This is a genomic window from Pseudomonadota bacterium (assembly GCA_039196715.1).
Lineage (GTDB): Bacteria > Pseudomonadota > Gammaproteobacteria > CALCKW01 > CALCKW01 > CALCKW01.
In genome coordinates this window covers 1-15,255 of the sequence record JBCCUP010000096.1, presented here as the reverse complement: position 1 = coordinate 15,255, position 15,255 = coordinate 1, and the positions used below count along the sequence as shown (strand labels likewise).

Here is a 15,255-nt window from a genome sequence, read left to right as displayed (position 1 = left end):
AGCAAGGGCAAGAAAGTCCCGACCTTGCCCGAGTTGTTCGCCGTTGTTGACGGCCAGCTCTACCTCAACAGCAGCCCGGCTGCGCACAACAAGCTCTTTCTCGCCGACACCGAGAACGTGATCCGCAAGGGCGAGAAGAACTGGAAAACCATCTTCGCAACCTCACGCGAAGCCCTGCTTGCGCAGTAGGACGTAAGTGGTACTACGTGCCCCTCAAACGCTGTTGGGGGGCGAACCGCGGCGCTGCGGTGTTGTCAGAGCTGGCATGTCTTCAACACCAAAGCGCCGCCCATGGGTCACGCCAAACTGAAACCGCTCATGTCAGAATCCGCATCCGCCGAACCGGTTGCGAGGACCCTGGTTGTCGAAGACGACGCCAACATCCTCAACCTGCTCAGTGCGTACCTCGAAAGCGCAGGCCACGAGGTGGTGGTGGCGTCGGATGGCAAGGTGGGGCTGGCGCTGGCACTGGCCGAGCGCTTCGACCTCTGTGTGCTGGACGTGATGCTGCCGCACACGCACGGCACCGAGATCGCCACGGCGATGCGCGAGAGTGGCATCGACACGCCGGTGGTGTTTCTGACCGCGCTTGGTGCGGAGACCGACATCCTGAACGGCTTCGACGCGGGCGCTGACGATTACCTGGTCAAACCCTTTTCCCCGCGCGAGCTGCTGGTGCGCATCGAAGCCATCCTGCGGCGCAGCGCGGGTCAGCCGCGCCAACACGCCGAGGCCCTCGATGTCGGGCCGCTCTCGCTCGACGAAGCCGAACTGACCTGCCAGGTCTCCGGTGCCTTCGTCGACCTCACACCGCACGAGTTCCGCATTCTGCGGCAGCTGGTGGCGAGCCCGAACCGCGTGTTCTCGCGCAGCGCCCTGATCGCCTGCCTGTACGGTTCCGAGCACGCGGTCAGCCCCAAGGCCATCGACGTGCACGTGCACCACCTGCGCACCAAACTCGGCGACGGCGTTGGGGCGATGATCCAGACTGTGCGCGGGTTTGGTTACAAGTTGGCGCCGCGCGCGCTGGAGGCAGCGGAGGCCGCCGGTGGGTAGTCGCCTGCGCCAGTGGCCGTGGCTCACGCTGCAGATCATCGTCGCGAACGTCGTGATCATTCTCGGCCTGGCGGCAGTCTGGTACTGGGCCTTCATGTACCAGAGCACCATGTACTCCGACCGCTTGATGAGCACGTTCAACATCGAGCCCGGGCAACTCCACGCGATGTACGTCGACGACGTCGAGCGGCAGCTGTGGACCAGTGTGCTGATCGGCCTGCTCGCCGCAACGGTCGCGTCGATTGGCCTTGCCTGGGTGATCGTGCGGCCGCTGCGCGCGCTCGCGCGCGCGACCGATCGCCTGCGGCACGGGGACTACGGCATTCGCTCGTCCGTGACGCGGGGCGAGGTTGGCAACCTTGCGGGCAACATCAACGCTCTCGCGGCGGCACTCGAGCAGGAGGAACGACGCCGAACCCAGTACATGGCCGACCTCAGCCACGAGCTGCGCACGCCGATCACGAACCTGCGCGGCTACACCGAGGGGCTCGAGGACGGCGTGGTGCAACCGGATGAGCGGTTTTTCAAATTGATGGCGGGCGAGTTGAGTCAACTCACAGCCCTGACCCGCACCATCGACACCCTCGAACTCGCCGCGCTCGCGCAGGAGGCGGACACGGCGACGGCGTCCGTGGCAGAACACCTCAGCGACGCAGTGGCACGTTGGGAGGGCCGCTTTGCCAAACGTGCACTGGCCATCGAAGTGCGGGTCGACGACGCAGTGGCGTCGCAGCAGTTGGCGGTGTCGGCCAACAGCCTGCGTCAGATCATCGACAACCTGATGTCCAACATGGTGCGCTACGCGCAGCCAACGGACGCCTGCGTGATCGAGGCCTCCCCCGGCGCACGCGTTTGCACACTCGCGCTCAAGTTTTGCAACTACGCTCCCGATGTGGACGACGCGGCGCTGCCCTACCTGTTCGATCGCTTCTACCGCTTGTCGAGCAGCCGAACGCGGGCCCCCGAGGAGCACGCCAGTGGCCTCGGCCTCGCCATCGTCAAGCAACTGTGCATGGCCGCGGGCGGGCGCGTGCGCGCGTCGCTCGACAACGACCGCCTGGTCATCACCGTCGAACTGCCGACCGTCTCGGGCAACACGGCCATGGCGACGGTGGATGCTTCGGTGCGCGGCGCCGCCTGAGCACGCGGCTTGAACGCGCGGGCGGGCGCCTGCGACCCCAAGCTACCCGTCGATGAACTGTTTGGCGGCCTCGGCGTAGTCGGGGTGCCAGCGGCTCAGCGGGGGGCGGTTCTCGATCAGGTCGCCCGTGGCCCAGGCGATGCGCCGTTCGTCTCGCGCGCGTGGCGTCTCGTTGTCCGGGCAGAGAATGTAGAAGTCGCCGCGTGACAGGCTCTCGATCAGAAAGTCCGCGGTTTGCTCGGGTGTCCAGGCCTCAATGGGTTTCTCCGCGAGTCCGATCATCGGTGTGTGCACGAAACCCGGCACCAGCAGGTGGGCGCTCAGCGAGGGGTTGTCGGCGTTTCGCAGCTCGTGCGCAAGGGCCTCGGTGAACGCTTTCAGCGCCGCCTTGCTCACGTTGTAGCCGGGGTTGCCGGGCGGCGTGGTGATGCCCTGCTTGGAGCCGGTGTTGATGATGGCGCCCGGCCGACCGCGCGCCAGCATGCGCTCGGCAAAGACCTGCGTGCCGTGGATCGGCCCCCAGAGGTTGACGTCCAGCATCGTGGTCCACGGCGCCAGTTCGCCGAGGCACGCGGAGCGCTGACCGACACCGGCGTTGTTGACCAGGATGTCGGTGCCGCCGAAGCGCTCGGCCACGCGCGCCTCGAGCGCAACCCACTGGGCGCGGTCGCTCACATCCACCGCTTCCAGCATCACGTCGGCCGCACCGTGCGCGCGGATCGGTGCCTCGGCTGCCGCGAGGGCGTCGGCGTCGCGGTCCACCACCACCACGCGCATGCCGATGGACGCGAAGCGGGTGGCGATTGCCAGGCCGATACCGGAGGCGCCGCCGGTGACGACGGCCACCGAGTCGGCGGTGAGGGCAGGGTGGGTCATGCGTGGTCTCCGGTGGGGTGGGGCCGCGGTGCAGGCGCCCCGGGTGAAGCATCGATTGCCCGCAGGCGGGTGGCCCGCTCAGGGCGCCGCGGCCGTCTCCGGTTGCTCTGCGAGCTGAAGTGACAGCATGCCATCCATGCCCAGCGCGGTAAAAATGCCGCGTGTGACGTCGGCGAGGTGGGCGTTGTACGCCTGAATCGGTTCACCCATGCCGACGCGGTCCACCTCGGTGCGGAACGGGCGGGTGCCGGGCGCGGCGTCGACCACCTTCAACACGGCGTCGGCTACCAGCTGCGGCGCCTGCTGCGGGTTGTCGTCGAGAAAGGCCGCAAAGCCCTCGAGCGCTGCGTGCGGTGCGTGTGCCATCTCGCCGTAGCCGGCATCGCGGTCGGTGTTCTGCGGGTGGACCAGATTGCCGAAGAAGTTGGTCGGGAAGCCACCCGGTTCGATGATCGCGACGTCAACACCGAACTGGCTGAGCTCGATTCGGTAGTTCTCGGTCAGGGCCTCAACCGCCCATTTGCTCGCATTGTACGGGCCGTAGAACGGCATCGTGACGCGACCGAGCAGGCTTGAGATGTTGAGGATCAGACCGGATCGCTTGTCGCGCATTGCCGGCAACACGGCGCGGCACATGCGGTGAACGCCGTAGACGTTGATGTCGAAGACGCGGTGGAGCTCGTCGGCGGAGAAGTTCTCCTGCAGGCCGTGCACCCCGACGCCCGCGTTGTTGATCAGCACATCGATGTGACCGAGAGAGGCCGTCGCAGCGGCGACACCGGCTTCAACCGACGCCCCGTTCGTGACATCGATGTCGACGGTTTCAACACCCAGCGCGCGCAATTGGGTTGCAGCGTCGGCATTGCGCCCCGCGGGGTCGCGCACGGTGCCAACGACGCGGTGGCCAGCGGCCACCAGCGCCTCGACGGTCAAGTGGCCGAAGCCGCTGCTCGCACCGGTGATCAGAATGTTCATGGCGGTCTCTCCTGTGGGGTGCCCCTGGCGTGGGGCGTTGCGTGGAGGAGAGCTTAGAGTTGACCCACAAAGAGCAACAGTGGTTAAAATTAGAAACTATGGTTCAAGAAAATAGAACGATAACACTGGCAGCGCTCCGCAGTTTTCACTCGGTTGCGTCCCTGGGCGGGGTCAGCGCCGCGGCCACGCGCCTTGGGCTGGCCAAGTCGGGTGTCAGCCGGCACGTGGCCCAGCTCGAGGCGCAGCTCGGCGTGCGCCTGCTCGAGCGCGGGGCACGCTCGGTGAAACTCACGCCGGTCGGCGCGCGCCTGCACACGCGGATCCGCTCGATCCTCGCGGAGGTCGATCTGCTGAGCGACATCGCGCGCGAGGAGAGTGGCGCGGTGTCAGGCCGGGTCACGGTCGCGGCGACACCGGAGTTCGGCGGGCTGCTGGCCACGCGTTTCTTCCCGGCGGTTCGCGAACACCATCCGGGCTTGCAATTGACCTTGCGCCCGTCCTACGCCTTCGAGGACATGCAGGACCCGCGCACCGACCTCGCCTTCCGGGTCGGCAGTTTCGACGACGACCGGCTCGTTGCGCGGCAGCTCGGTGCCTTCCGCAGCTGGGTGGTCTCGACGCCCGCGCTCGCGCGGGCGGCGCCGGTCTCGACCGTGGCCGAGCTCGCCCGCGCGCCGTGTCTGATTTTTCGCAGCGACCAGGCACACACGGTATGGCACCTGTTCTCGCACGACGCGGAGTCCAGCGTGGACGTCAGTGGGCACTACTCGGCGCGCAGTTTGACCATCCTCTACCAGTGGGCGCTTGCGGGACTCGGTTACGCCCTGCTGCCGCACTTCATGCTGACCGAGGCGCTGGCCTCGGGCGCGCTGGTGCGCAGCGTGCCGGCCTTCGCGTCCAAGCCCATGCCGGTCTTCCTCAGCTACCGGCCCGGCAGCCGCGGCGTCGCGCGGCTCGACGCTGTGCTGTCGCTTGCAGAGCGCGAGGTGCCGGCGCTGCTGGAGGCCGTTGGTGGCGACTGATTCGGCTCGGTTCGGGTTCGTTTTTCGAGTATCGCGGTGGTTTTACCGGTTGCGCTGAGCGGCTGCGGTCAGCGGTTGGCGTGGTGGCGCGACGTCCGTGGGATGTCATATGCGGTCGAACAGGCGCGCGGGCCGGCCTCGATGCTCGGCACTATAGCGCCGGTGCACGCAATCGGCACAGGATTGCAGTGAATGATGAAAATGTATGCATGATTGTTATTATTGTATTGGCGTGAGCGGGTCGATTCGAGCAGATTAGCGTGCCGCACGGAGACGGTATCTTTCGATTTAATCGAGGAAAAATTGATGAAACTACACAACACAGCTCTCTCGCTGGCAATGGGCGTTGCACTGTCGACCACCGCTGCTGCGACCGAGTTGACGATTGCGATCGTGAACAACGGTCACATGATCAACATGCAGAAAGTTGCAGAAGCCTACACCGCAGAGACCGGCGTCAAGCTGAACTGGGTCTCGTTGGAAGAAGGCGTGCTGCGCGAGCAGGTCACCTCTGACACCGCCACCGGCGGCGGCCAGTACGACATCATCAACATCGGCATGCAGGAAGCGCCCATCTGGGGTGCAGCCGGCTGGATCGAGCCGCTGGAGTTCGGTGCCGACTACGACGTTGACGACATCCTGCCTGCCATGCGTGCCGGCCTGTCACACGACGGCACCCTCTACGCTGCACCGTTCTACGGTGAGTCGTCCATGGTCATGTACCGCAAGGATCTGGCTGACGCAGCAGGCGTGACCATCGCTGACAACGACTCCTGGGAGAACGTGAAGGCTGCAGCCGCAGCGATGCACGATCCCGACAACGGCATCTACGGCGCGTGCTTGCGCGGCAAGCCCGGCTGGGGTGACAACGGTGCGTTCATCACCACGGTTGCGAACTCCTTCGGCGCGGCCTGGTTCGACAAGGACATGAAGCCACAGCTCGATTCGGCTGAGTGGAACGCGGCTGTCAACTTCTACGTGGATCTCTTGAGCAGCTACGGGCCGCCGGGCTCTGAGGGCAACTCCTTCAACGAAATCCTCGCGCTCTACAACGAAGACAAGTGCGGCCTCTGGATCGATGCGACCATCGCAGCGTCTTTCCTCGAGAACCCGAACGTCGCCTACGCGCAGTCGCCGAACGCGGGCAACCCGGTTGGCGCCAACTGGCTCTGGGCCTGGGCCATGGCTGTCCCTGCGGGCTCCCCGAACGCGGATGCCTCAAAAGCGTTCATCGAGTGGGCCACGTCGAAAGACTACGTCCAGGCCGTTGCTGCGCACCCGGACTTCGGTTGGGGTTCTGTCCCGACCGGCCAGCGCGCGTCAACCTACGCGATTCCCGAGTTCCAGGCTGTCGCCAAATTTGCAGCTGCTGAAATGGCAGCCATCGAATCGGCTGCACCGGAGCCCACCGATCTCAAGCCGTACGTTGGTGTGCAGTTCGTCGCCATTCCGGAGTTCCCGGAAATCGGTGGCGCGTTCGGTCAGGAAATGGCAGCAGCCCTCTCGGGTGCCAAGTCTGTCGAAGACGCACTGGCAGCGGCTCAAGCAGCAGCCGACGCAATCATGAGCGAAGCGGGCTACTACTGAGCACAGGTAGCGGGCCCCGGGCTCGGCGGGACACCCGTCGGGCCCTTTTTTTCCGAACGCAACGGCACACGCCCGTCGCGTTTGCCGCCAGCAGCTGGCGTTTCGATTCGATCCTCCCTCCACCGTTCCCATCAACACCAAGGGGTCCTTGAGCGATGTCTGACCGTAGGCTCCCCCGTTTGCTGCAAACCCCAGCGGTAATTCTGCTGTTGCTCTGGATGCTCGTGCCGCTGAGCATGACGCTGTACTTCTCGTTCATCCGCTACGTGTTGAACAGCCTTCGGCGCCCCGAGTGGACGCAGCCAAGCCTGAGCAACTGGCGCGGGTTTGGAAACTACGAATACGTCCTGTTCAAAGCCAAAGACTTCTGGCTGGCGGTTGAGAACAGCTTGTTCATCGTCAGCAGCATCCTCGTTGCGACGGTGGTGCTCGGTCTGGCACTGGCGATGCTGGTCAACCGCACGTTCCCCGGTCGCGGCATCGTCCGCGTGTTGTTGATCTCGCCCTTCTTCGTGATGCCCGCCGTCAACGCGGTGCTCTGGATCAACATGATCCTCGACCCCGTCCTCGGGCTGAACGGGATCGCGGTCGGTGCCATCAACGAAACCGTCGCCGGCCTCCGCGATTTCCCGGTGCTCGGTGCCTTCTTCTCGCTCTGGCCCGTGCTCGAGCCGATTTCCTTCCGCGGCACGGACACCTCGGCCTACGCGGTCATCATCATGGTGACCTGGCAGTGGACACCCTTCGCCGTGTTGATCTTCATGACGTCCTTGCAGTCGGAAGACGAGCAGCAGAAAGAGGCCGCAATTCTCGACGGTGCCAACGCCTGGTCGCGTTTTCGCAACCTCACGCTGCCGCACCTGGCGCGGCCCATTGCGATCGTCGTGATGATCCAGTCGATCTTCCACCTGTCGCTGTACGCCGAGATCGAGATCGTCAGCCGGGGCAACGGCAACAAGAACCTGCCCTACCTGATCGGCGAGTTCACGTCGAACAACATTGGCGCGGCGAGCGCAACCGGCATTTTTGCCGTCATCCTGGCCAACATCGTGGCGATCTTCCTGCTGCGCATGGTCGGCAAGAACCTGATGGACTGACGCCATGGCTACGATCGATCACACCTCGTCATTCGGCAGGATCTTCTGGCCTGTGCTGGCCTGGACCATCGCGCTGATCTTCTTCTTCCCGATCTTCTGGATGGTGTTCACCAGCTTCAAGACCGACGCCGACGCGGTCAAACCCGAGTTTCTCTTCAGCTTCACGCCGACGCTGGAGAACTACCTCAACATGACCGAGAACTACGACTACTGGCGCTTTGCGACCAACTCGGTCATCACCTCGGTGTTTGCAACGGCGTTGGCGCTGATCGTCGGGGTGCCGGCGGCCTACGCAATGGCCTTCAACCCGAGTCGGCACACCAAGGACATCCTGGTTTGGATGCTGTCGACGAAGATGCTGCCTGCGGCGGCGGTGCTCTACCCGATGACCTACCTGACCAAGAACTTCCTCGGTGTGTTCGACACACACTTTCTGGTGATCATCGTGCTGTGCCTGATCAACCTGCCGATTGTGATCTGGATGCTGTTCACCTACTTCAAGGAAATTCCAAAGGAGATCATCGAAGCGGGAAAGATGGACGGCGTCAGCACCTGGGGTGAGATCAAGGACATCCTCATTCCGCTTGCGTGGGGCGGCGTCGCCTCGACGGCGCTGCTCTGTTTCATCTTCTGCTGGAACGAGGCGTACTGGACCGTGCGTCTGACCACCACCGAAGCGGCAACGCTGTCCAAGCTGATCGAGGGCAACCGCGCACCGGAGGGCCTCTTCTTCGGGCGGCTCTCGGCGGTGTCGACCGCGGCGGTCGGGCCGATCGTGGTGCTCGGCTGGTTTTGCCAGAAACAGTTGGTGCGCGGCTTGACATTCGGGGCGGTCAAGTGACGCACCGCCGGGTCATCGGGTCTGTGGGGTCGAGACGTGTCGATCATTGAACCCGAAATCGAAAAAGTCGACCGCAGCACGCGGTCGATTCGGTACCTCGAGCACGGCTGGCCAACGGACCTGTGCCGCTGGCACGCGCACGAAGAGTACGAGCTGCACCTGATTGTCGAGACACGCGGCAAGGCCTTCGTCGGTGACCACATCGGTGAATTCAAGCCCGGCGACCTGTTCATGACCGGGCCCAACCTGCCGCACAACTGGATCACCGACCAGGTGTGGGCCGAACCTGTCGCCATCCGCGACATGCTGATCCAGTTCAGCCACGAGAGTGTCGAGAAACTCGCAGACGGGTTTCCGGAGTTCTCACAGGTGCTGACATTCCTGCGCATGGCGGAATCCGGCATCTATTTCGAAGGCTTCAACCCGACCTTTGCGCGCGGGCACATGGAGGCGATCCGGGACAACCAGGGTGCCGAACGCATTCTCGCGTTCATCCGCTTTCTGGTGCGCCTGAACGAGCACGCCGAGAAGAAGACGCTGTCGGTCACCAAGCTCATTCAGCCTGAGGGCGGCAGCAAGCACGCGCGGATTGCCCAGGTGGTGGACCACATCACCGCGAACTATTTTGAAGGCTTCAGCGTGGCCCAGGCGGCCGAGCTGGCCAACATGACCGAGATCACCTTCAGCCGGAATTTCGCTGCGGTCACCGGACACAGCTTCGTGGATTTCCTGAACCGCATCCGCGTTGGCCAGGCCTGCGGGATGCTGTACGCCTCGGACAACCAGATCACCTCGATCGCCCAGGAGGCGGGTTTCAAGAATCTCGCGAACTTCAACCGCCACTTCCTGAGGGTCAAGGGTATGACGCCCTCCGAATACCGCGAGACTGCCCGCAAGGACCTCGCACCGCGTCGGGAGTCATCGTCCTGATGGCTGCTTCCGACGGTTTCCATGCCCCGACGTCTTGCGTCCCAACCTTGCAGAGATGGAATTAACATGGCCGGATTGACTCTGCGCGATGTGCGCAAAAGCTACGGTGACGTGCAAGTGGTGCACGGCGTGAACCTGGACATCGTCGACGGCGAGTTCGTCGTGTTTGTCGGGCCCTCCGGCTGCGGCAAGTCCACGTTGCTGCGGATGATTGCCGGCCTCGAAGAGATTTCGGGCGGCACCGTGTCCATCGGCGACACGGTCGTCAACGACATCGCCGCATCGAAGCGGGGTGTGTCGATGGTGTTTCAAACCTACGCGTTGTACCCGCACATGACGGTGTACAAGAACATGGCGTTCGGGTTGAAGCAGGCCAAGACGCCGCCGGCCGAGATCGACAAGCGGGTGCGGGCCGCAGCCGAGATTCTCCAGATCACCGACTACCTGGACCGCGCGCCGCGCAACCTGTCCGGGGGTCAGCGCCAACGCGTGGCCATCGGACGTGCAATCGTGCGCGACCCGGACGTGTTCCTGTTTGACGAGCCGCTGTCGAACCTCGACGCCGCACTGCGGGTGCAAACGCGCTTGGAGATTGCGCGGCTGCACGAGCGACTCGGCACCACGATGATCTACGTCACCCACGACCAGGTCGAGGCCATGACACTGGCCGACAAGATCGTCGTGTTGCGTGACGGCCTGATCGAGCAGGTCGGGTCGCCGATCGAGTTGTACGATCGGCCGCAGAACGCTTTTGTCGCGCAATTCATTGGCAGCCCGAAGATGAATTTCTTCGCTGCCGATGACCTCAGCGCCGACGCGGCCTCCCGGCTGGGCCGCGAGGTGACGAACGCCATGCAGGTGGGCTTGCGACCGGAGCACCTGGTGGAGACAGGCGCCGAGGATGCCGTGGTGCAAGGCACACTGGAACTCGTCGAGAACCTCGGCGAGTACGCGCTGGTCCACCTGCTTACGCCGTCCCACGTCGAATTTATCGCCAAGACCGAGAAACCGCCGGCGGTGCCAAAGGGGACAGTCATGCACTTTGGTTTCAAGTCGGGATTGGCGCACTTTTTTGATGCCAGCGCTGGCACCCGCATCGAATGAACGCACGATTGTGTGAACGGGGGAGGCCATGATGGACCGTCTTGACGGCAAAAAGGCCTTGATCACCGGGGCTGCTCGTGGCATTGGGCTGGCCTTCGCAGAGGCGTACATCGCCGAAGGGGCTCAAGTGGCGATTGCCGATATCGACCTTGAGCGTGCGCACGCATCGGCCAGCGCGCTCGGTGAGAAAGCGGTTGCGGTCGAGCTCGATGTGCGCTCGCAAGCCAGCATTGACGCCGCGGTCGACACGGTGGTCGAGCAGTTGGGTCAGATCGATATCCTCGTGAACAACGCGGCGTTGTTTACCGCGGCGCCGATCGTCGAGGTCGAGCGCCCGGATTTCGACAACGTCTTTTCGATCAATGTCGCGGGGGTACTGTTCTGCATGCAGGCGGTTGCACGGCACATGGTGGCGCGTGGCGGTGGCGGCAAGATCATCAACATGGCGAGCCAGGCGGGCCGCCGCGGCGAGCCGCTGGTGTCGGTCTACTGCGCGTCCAAGGCGGCGGTGATCAGCCTCACGCAATCGGCAGGCCTGAACCTGATCGAACACGGCATCAACGTGAATGCGATTGCGCCGGGTGTTGTCGACGGCGAACACTGGGACGGCGTCGACGCGTTTTTTGCGCGCTATGAGAACAAAGCCCCCGGTCAGAAGAAGGCGGAGGTGGGTGCCGCCGTGCCCTTCGGCCGCATGGGCACCGCAAAGGACCTGACCGGCATGGCGGTCTTCCTTGCCTCGGACGAGGCCGAGTACATCGTCGCCCAGACGTACAACGTCGACGGCGGGCAGTGGATGAGTTGATCATGCAGCACCAAGAGATTGGCAAGCCCGGCGCATTGCGCGAGGCCACACTGGAGTCACTGCCGTCGAGTGTGGTGCGACCGACCTACGATCGCAGCGCACTGCGGCCCGGTATCGTGCACATCGGCGTCGGGAACTTTCACCGCGCGCACCAGGCGTGGTTTCTGCAACAGCTCATGCAACAGGGTCTCGCGGACGACTGGGCCATTGTGGGCGCCGGTGTGCGAGCGTTCGACGCTGCACAGCGCGATAAGCTCGCAGCGCAGGACTACCTCTACTCGCTGGTCGAGCTCAGCGCCGAGTCAGGCACTGCCGAAGTGGTGGGATCGATCATCGACTACGTGCCGATCGAGGCGAGCAACGCCGCGCTGATTGACACCCTGTCGGATCCGGGTATCCGCATCGTGTCGCTGACGGTGACCGAAGGCGGCTACTACATCGACCCGGCCACCAACGCCTTCGACGCCGGCCACCCCGACATCGTCCACGACGCAGCCCACCCGGCCACCCCGCGCACCGCTTTCGGTGCGATGCTGGCGGCCTTGCGGTTGCGGCGTGAGCGCGGACTCGCGCCGTTCACGTGCATGAGCTGTGACAACCTGCAGGGCAACGGTGCGATCCTGCGCCAGACCCTGTTGTCGCTCGCCGAGCTCAGGGATCCGTCGTTCGCCGCCTGGCTCGGCAGCCACGGCAGCTTCCCGAATTCGATGGTCGACTGCATCGTGCCCGCAACCGGGCCGTGCGAGCTCGCCATGGCCCGCCGCTTCGGTCTGGACGACGCGGTGCCGGTCACCCACGAGCCGTTTCGGCAGTGGGTTATCGAGGACGATTTCTGCGACGGTCGACCGGACTGGGACGCCGTCGGCGCGCAGTTCACCGACAACGTACACGACTTCGAAACCATGAAGATCCGGCTGTTGAACGGCGGGCATCAGCTGCTTGCCAACGCCGGTGAACTGCTCGGCGTGGAAACCATCGACGGCTGCGCCACCCACCCGCTGGTCAGCGGGTTCTTCCGGCGTGTCGCCGCCGAGGAGATCGCTCCGCACGTGCGCCCGGTGCCAGGGATGACCCCGCAGGCTTACATCGACCTGATCGCAACGCGTTTTCAGAACACCGCCATCCGCGACACCACCCGCCGCGTGGCCTTCGACGGGTCTTCGCGGCATTCAGGTTTCCTGTTGCCGACCGTGCGCGAGGCCCTGGCCGCGGGCGGGCCGATCGACGGTCTGGTGCTCGGCGAGGCGCTCTGGGCCCGGATGTGCGCCGGCACCCGCGACGACGGCAGCACCATCGAGCCCAACGACCCGCAGTGGGACGCCCTCCAGGCGGTTGCGCTCGAGGCCAGAACCACCCCGGTGCGCTGGTTGGAACAGCGACACATCTACGGCGAGCTCGCCGAGGACGCGCGCGTGACGGCGGCGTTCGAGCGCTGGCTCGCGCAGCTCTGGGCCGAGGGGACGTCAGCCACGCTGGAGGCGTGGCTGGCTGGCTGAGCCTCTCGCTGCGTCTGAGGCGGTCAATACGGGCGGCGCGTCAGCGGGCGTTGCCCCACCACGTGTGTGCCAGTGCGGCGCCGCCGGCGAAGGCGTCGCGGCCGAGTTCGTCCTGGATGCGCAGGCACTCGTTCCACTTGACCATACGCTCGGAGCGGGTGAACGACCCGACCTTCAGTTGCTGTGCACCGAGGCCGGTGGCCAGGTGGCTGATCGACACGTCCTCGGTTTCGCCTGAGCGCGCCGAGACCACCGTCCCCCAGCCGTGCCGACGCGCTGCGCTCAAGGTGTCGAGGCTCTCGCTGACGGTGCCGGCCTGGTTGACCTTGATCAACACGGCGTTGCACGCCCCGGCCGCGGCGGCCCGGTCGACCAGCGCTGCGTTGGTCACCAGGTAGTCGTCGCCGATGATCTGCACACGCCCGCCGTAGCGACGGGTGAACTCGGCCATGCCGGCGGCGTCGTCTTCGCCAACCGGGTCTTCGATTGACGCGATCGGGTAGGTGTCGAGCCAGCTGCCGAGCAGGTCGATCAGCTCGCCCGAGTCGAGTGCACGATCCTCGAGTGCCAGGCGGTAGCGACCGTCCTGGCCAAACTCCGATGCCGCCACGTCGAGCGAAATCACCACGCGGTCGCCCGGTCGCTCGCCAGCGAGCTCGATCGCCTCGACCAGGGTGTCGAGCGCCTCCACGTTGCTGTCGAATTGCGGCCACCAGCCGCCTTCGTCGGCGACACCGGCGAGTTTGCCTCGGCGCGCCATGATGTCGCCCGCGGCGAAGTAGACCGCGTTGGTGACCTCCATGACCTCGTCGAAGTCGCGGGCACCCGGCACCATGATCATGAAATCCTGGATGTCGACCCGCCGCCCCGCGTGAGCGCCGCCGCCGAAGATCTGGATCTCTGGCAGGGGAATGCTCGGCGTTGTGCCGTGTCGTGCCGCGAGGTGTTGCCACAACGCAAGCCCGGCATCGCCAGCCGCCGCGTGCAGCACGGCGAGCGAGGTGGCAACCGTCGCGTTGCCGCCCAGCGTGTCCTTGAGCGGTGACGGGTCGAGCGCGATCAGCGCCGCGTCCACGGCAGCCTGATCCGCGGCGTCGAGCCCGATCAACGCCGGTGCGATGCGCGCGCCCACGTTGTTGACCGCCTGCGAGACACCCTTGCCGCGCAACGCCGTGCCGCCGTCACGCAATTCGATGGCCTCGCGGGTGCCGCGCGAGGCCCCCGAGGGGGCAATGGCACGGCCGCGTGCGCCGGAGGCCAGGCTGACGTCAACCTCGACGGTGGGGTTGCCACGCGAATCCCAGACGCGGCGGCTGTGCAGGGCGGTGATGGCGCTCACGGGTCGATCAGCTCCTCGGTGACGCGCTTGACCAGCGCGGTAACGGTGGTGGGTGGGTCGAGCAGCAACCCGCGTGACAGCGTGCGCACGGTCTCGCGTGCGGCGGCGTCCAGGTATTCCACAGGCGATTTGCCGTCGACCCGCGCGAGCATCAGCGCGGGTAACAGGCGGCAGACACGCCGCTCGAGCGCGTGGGTGTCTTCCCAGCTGACGTGCGCGAGGTAGGCGCCCCAGAGTGCGCAGGCGCTGCCGAGGTAGGGTATCCGTGAGTCCGGCAGGTGCACGGCCTTGAGCACCAGGTGGTTGAGGCAGAAAGCCGGGTCGAAGCTGGCATCGCCGAGGGTCGCGCATTCGGCGTCGAGCAGCACCGGTGCGCCGTCGCGGAAGAAGATGTTCTTCGGGCTGACGTCGCCGTGCACCAGCACCTGCTCGGCGTGGTAGAGCGTGTCGGCCAGCGCGTGCAAGGCCGGCGCCACGTCCGGGTGTTGTGTGGCGGTGTAGCCGAGGTAGGGTTCGATCCGCAAGGCGTGGAAATCGTCGCGGTTGTGGAACGGGCTGGCGTCGAAGTCGGGTGCGGTGGACGCCGCGTGCACTCGCCCGAGAAACTCACCGACCGCGGCGGCTTCGCCCCGGTCGGGTGCCTCGTCGAGCAGCGCGTCTTTCCAGAGGTAGACCCCGTCCCCTTCAAGAAAGGCCATGGCGAAACCGAACTGCGTCGACGAGTGGCCGAGCAGGGCGACGGCGTTGCGCGGCGACACGCGGTGTGCCACCTGCAACCACGCGTAGTCGGCGGCGTTGCGGTGCACTGGCGCCTGCCAATGGGCGGCGACCTTGAGCTTGGGCAGCGCGAATTTCACGCAGAGGTTGCGCCCGGCCACGCGCACGCGTGCGATGTCCGACGCCACACCGCCGGTCAGCGGTTCGACGGCCTCCACGTCGTCGGCGGCGCCGAGACCGAGCTCGACGACGAGTTGCCGGCAGCGGGT

The 15,255-nt window shown here is 65.3% G+C and carries 15 protein-coding genes; 11 read left to right on the top strand and 4 right to left on the bottom strand.

Going from position 1 to position 15,255, the window contains the following annotated elements; translation table 11 throughout:
- The 3 genes from AAGA11_20690 to AAGA11_20680 form a co-directional block, all read left to right on the top strand.
- The coding region (locus AAGA11_20690; GenBank protein ID MEM9605292.1) for a YHS domain-containing protein at positions 1-189 on the top strand (189 nt) is incomplete at its 5' end.
- 129 nt (positions 190-318) lie between these two features.
- Positions 319-1,056 carry a response regulator transcription factor gene (locus AAGA11_20685; GenBank protein ID MEM9605291.1) on the top strand — a complete coding sequence of 246 codons (738 nt, stop codon included), beginning with the start codon at positions 319-321 and terminating at the stop codon, positions 1,054-1,056.
- Positions 1,049-2,197: an ATP-binding protein gene (locus AAGA11_20680; protein ID MEM9605290.1), complete on the top strand. Its 1,149-nt coding sequence runs from the start codon at positions 1,049-1,051 to the stop codon at positions 2,195-2,197. The genes AAGA11_20685 and AAGA11_20680 overlap by 8 nt, the downstream gene beginning before the upstream one ends.
- Positions 2,198-2,239: 42 nt before the next feature.
- Here the strand turns inward: AAGA11_20680 and AAGA11_20675 are convergent, their stop codons facing one another.
- Together AAGA11_20675 and AAGA11_20670 are read right to left on the bottom strand one after the other, a co-directional pair.
- A complete protein-coding gene (locus AAGA11_20675; GenBank protein MEM9605289.1) occupies positions 2,240-3,073 on the bottom strand; it encodes an SDR family NAD(P)-dependent oxidoreductase in 834 nt (277 codons plus the stop codon).
- 78 nt (positions 3,074-3,151) lie between these two features.
- On the bottom strand, positions 3,152-4,048 hold the full coding sequence (locus AAGA11_20670; GenBank protein ID MEM9605288.1) for an SDR family oxidoreductase: 897 nt from the start codon (positions 4,046-4,048) through the stop codon (positions 3,152-3,154).
- Positions 4,049-4,146: 98 nt separating this feature from the next.
- Here AAGA11_20670 and AAGA11_20665 point away from each other — a divergent pair, with 98 nt between their 5' ends.
- The 8 genes from AAGA11_20665 (at position 4,147) to AAGA11_20630 (ending at position 12,930) form a co-directional block, all read left to right on the top strand.
- Complete coding sequence (locus tag AAGA11_20665; GenBank protein MEM9605287.1) at positions 4,147-5,070, top strand: LysR family transcriptional regulator; 924 nt, start codon at positions 4,147-4,149, stop codon at positions 5,068-5,070.
- A 306-nt stretch (positions 5,071-5,376) separates the two neighbouring features.
- Entirely contained in the window at positions 5,377-6,657 is a 1,281-nt protein-coding gene (locus AAGA11_20660; GenBank protein ID MEM9605286.1) for a sugar ABC transporter substrate-binding protein, read from the top strand.
- 155 nt (positions 6,658-6,812) lie between these two features.
- The gene (locus AAGA11_20655; GenBank protein MEM9605285.1) at positions 6,813-7,754 is read left to right on the top strand and encodes a sugar ABC transporter permease; all 942 of its coding nucleotides are present in this window, start codon (positions 6,813-6,815) and stop codon (positions 7,752-7,754) included.
- Between the two features lie 4 nt (positions 7,755-7,758).
- Positions 7,759-8,595: a carbohydrate ABC transporter permease gene (locus tag AAGA11_20650; GenBank protein MEM9605284.1), complete on the top strand. Its 837-nt coding sequence runs from the start codon at positions 7,759-7,761 to the stop codon at positions 8,593-8,595.
- Positions 8,596-8,631: 36 nt separating this feature from the next.
- Positions 8,632-9,525 carry an AraC family transcriptional regulator gene (locus AAGA11_20645; GenBank protein MEM9605283.1) on the top strand — a complete coding sequence of 298 codons (894 nt, stop codon included), beginning with the start codon at positions 8,632-8,634 and terminating at the stop codon, positions 9,523-9,525.
- Between the two features lie 66 nt (positions 9,526-9,591).
- Positions 9,592-10,629: a sn-glycerol-3-phosphate ABC transporter ATP-binding protein UgpC gene (ugpC, locus tag AAGA11_20640; protein ID MEM9605282.1), complete on the top strand. Its 1,038-nt coding sequence runs from the start codon at positions 9,592-9,594 to the stop codon at positions 10,627-10,629.
- Positions 10,630-10,660: 31 nt separating this feature from the next.
- A complete protein-coding gene (locus tag AAGA11_20635) occupies positions 10,661-11,434 on the top strand; it encodes an L-iditol 2-dehydrogenase (GenBank protein ID MEM9605281.1) in 774 nt (257 codons plus the stop codon).
- 2 nt (positions 11,435-11,436) lie between these two features.
- Complete coding sequence (locus tag AAGA11_20630) at positions 11,437-12,930, top strand: mannitol dehydrogenase family protein (GenBank protein MEM9605280.1); 1,494 nt, start codon at positions 11,437-11,439, stop codon at positions 12,928-12,930.
- Positions 12,931-12,970: 40 nt separating this feature from the next.
- Here the strand turns inward: AAGA11_20630 and eno are convergent, their stop codons facing one another.
- Both eno and AAGA11_20620 read right to left on the bottom strand, forming a co-directional pair.
- Positions 12,971-14,269 (bottom strand): phosphopyruvate hydratase, encoded by a 1,299-nt coding sequence (eno, locus tag AAGA11_20625; GenBank protein ID MEM9605279.1) that lies wholly within the window; start codon positions 14,267-14,269, stop codon positions 12,971-12,973.
- On the bottom strand, positions 14,266-15,255 hold a 990-nt coding region (locus AAGA11_20620; protein ID MEM9605278.1), incomplete at its 5' end, for an aminoglycoside phosphotransferase family protein. The genes eno and AAGA11_20620, both read right to left, overlap by 4 nt.